The sequence below is a fragment of the Corynebacterium gallinarum genome, from assembly GCF_014837045.1.
Lineage (GTDB): Bacteria > Actinomycetota > Actinomycetes > Mycobacteriales > Mycobacteriaceae > Corynebacterium > Corynebacterium gallinarum.
Map to the genome: position 1 here is coordinate 1 of NZ_JACSPR010000020.1, position 2738 is coordinate 2738.

At 57.3% G+C, this 2738-nt stretch carries 2 protein-coding genes and 1 pseudogene; 1 reads left to right on the top strand and 2 read right to left on the bottom strand.

What is annotated here, in order from left to right; translation table 11 throughout:
* Both H9627_RS14030 and H9627_RS14035 read right to left on the bottom strand, forming a co-directional pair.
* Positions 1-587, bottom strand: a 587-nt coding sequence (locus H9627_RS14030) for an ABC transporter ATP-binding protein (protein WP_191734633.1), incomplete at its 3' end; no start/stop codon positions are given.
* A gap of 205 nt (positions 588-792) precedes the next feature.
* Positions 793-1422 (bottom strand): annotated as a pseudogene (locus tag H9627_RS14035) (glycosyltransferase); the annotation flags it as partial.
* Between the two features lie 429 nt (positions 1423-1851).
* Here H9627_RS14035 and H9627_RS14040 point away from each other — a divergent pair.
* Positions 1852-2738, top strand: an 887-nt coding sequence (locus tag H9627_RS14040; protein WP_191734634.1) for an IS256 family transposase, incomplete at its 3' end; no start/stop codon positions are given.

The window sequence follows — 2738 nt, forward strand, 5'->3', positions numbered from 1 at the left end:
TGGTCGTGGGTGACGTAAACGGTGGTAACCCCAAGCTTGCGCTGCAGGGCTGCAATCTGGGTACGGGTCTGAACACGCAGCTTGGCATCGAGGTTAGACAGCGGCTCATCCATGAGAAAGACCTGCGGGTTGCGAACAATGGCGCGGCCCATGGCCACACGCTGACGCTGACCACCGGACAGGGCCTTCGGCTTGCGCTCCAAGAATTCGGTCAGTTCCAAAGTGGCGGCGGCTTCGTCGACGCGCTTATTGATCTCGTCTTGGGACTTGCCGGCGATCTTCAGTGCGAAGCCCATGTTCTCACGCAAGGTCATGTGGGGGTAGAGAGCATAGTTCTGGAAAACCATGGCGATGTCACGGTCACGCGGTGCAACGTGGGTAACGTCCTTGTCTCCGATGAAAATGGCACCGTCAGTAACGTTTTCCAAACCGGCCAGCATGCGCAGCGTGGTGGATTTACCACAGCCGGAAGGGCCGACGAGGACGAGGAACTCGCCATCGGCGATTTCCAGGTTGAATTTCTTGACGGTGGGTTCCTTTGCTCCCGGGTAGGTTAGGGAAGCATCTTTGAACGTTACGGTTGCCATTGCAGAATCTCCTCCATCGGCAGGTACGTGCCGAACGATCCGTAGTGTGAGAAACAGTGAAGTGAGTCACTGTGCGCCATCTAGAGTGCTACCTATGACATTAGCACTAGTTTGGACCCTATGACAAAGCCCGGAAGCCATGCCGTGGCTTCCGGGCTTAGTTCTTCTAATTCATGGGCGTGGATGAGACGCCGCGGGCATCGAGTTACTTCTTGAAGGTGCCTTTAGCTAGGTTAGAGACTTCGGAAACGAAGTCCGATACAGCGTTCTTGGCCGTGGTGGCCTTAGGGCCAAGCTCCATGTCCTTGACCGTGCGGGAGGCGATCTTGGATACTTCCGATGTGAAATCGCTGATCTGCTCGGAGCGGTGAGCCACTCCCCACTTGGTTACTTCGAGCAGGGAATCCTTGACAAAGGAGCCGTCCAGCTTGGATTCACCAAGCTCGCGCTCGGTGAAGGTGATCGGAACCTCGCGGACATCGAAGCCATCCTTGATGGCGCGGAAGGCAACGTCCACCTGGAAGATGTATCCGGCGTTGGAAAGCTCCTCAAAGTCGAGGTGCTCAAGCAGCTCACGCCGGAAAGCACGGTAGCCGGCAGTCATGTCATTGATGCCGGCACCCAGGGCAACAGAAATGTACTTGTTGCCCAAGCGGGACAGCAGTTCGCGGTTGGCAGGCCAGTTCACTGTCTCTCCACCCGGTACGTAGCGGGAGCCAATGACCAGATCTGCGCCCTTTTCAATTTCCTCAAGCAAGAGGTGGAGCTGTTCTGGTGCGTGGGAGCCGTCGGCATCCATTTCGCACAGAACATGGTAATCCTTCTCTAGGCCCCACGGCGACGGCTACGCGCTTGATTGGAATATTCGCCTACACGACGGCAAACTTGTCCCCAAACGCACACAGGGCAAGACGAAAAGCGCCGTACGAGCGCGCGCTAAGGAAACAGCAAAAAACCTACTAAAGGCTGGTAGTCAGCGCTGGACCCTCAACAAGCCGATTAACGATTATTTGGCCACCGAGACCGCCCAACGCATCCAGGAATCAACCCGGCTCAAAGACCTCTCCAAGCGTCGCTACACGGCCGCGCTAGAACTTCTGAAGCCCCACCTAAAGGGCTACAACATCAGCGACGCGATGACATGGTGGAGTCCATTAGCGTGGTGTATCTGTAACTGCCGGTGACGACCCTATGAACACATGAGGCGACCACCGCAGGTACCTTTCGAATCAACTCCTACATATCCTCGAAAGGACAACCCACAATGGCCGCTGGCCCCTATTCTATCGACCCCACCACCTACCTCGACGAATTGCTCGCCCAAGCATCCCCCGATCTCATGCGAGAGATGCTCCAGGGCTTCATCAACCAGATCCTCTCCACCCAAGCTGACCAGGTCTGCGGCGCCGATTACGCCACCGTGTCCCAGGACCGGGTGAACACCCGAAACGGATACCGCCACCGCGACTTCGACACCCGCGTCGGCACCGTGGATGTCGCGGTCCCGAAACTACGCACCGGATCGTTCTTCCCCGACTGGCTGTTGGAACGCCGCACCAGGGCTGAACGGGCCCTGACCACCGTGATCGCCACCTGCTACCTCAAGGGTGTGTCCACCCGGAGGATGAACGACCTGGTGGCCACCCTAGGTATCAACAACCTATCGAAATCCCAGGTATCCGACATGGCCAAAGACCTCGACGTCATGGTCGAAGAGTTCCGCACCAGACCCCTTGATACCGGCCCCTACCTCTATGTTTCGTGTGACGCGCTGACCATGAAGGTGCGTGAAGGCGGCCGAGTGGTGAAAACCTCCGTCCTACTGGCCACTGGAGTGAATTCGGAAGGATATCGGGAGTTGTTGGGCATGCAGGTCGCAACGAGTGAATCAGTGGCATCGTGGACCGGGTTCTTCCGGGACCTCAAAGCCCGCGGGCTCAACGAGGTCTATTTGGTGACCAGTGATGCCCACCTGGGAATTCAGCACGCCATCGGTGAGGTCCTGCCGAATGCCTCTTGGCAACGGTGTCGCACGCACTTTTCCAAGAACTTGTACGGGATGGTATCGAAAACACAATGGCCAACGTTATCGGCGATGTTCCACACCATCTTCCAGCAGCCGGATGCACAATCGGTGTGGGGTCAGGCCCG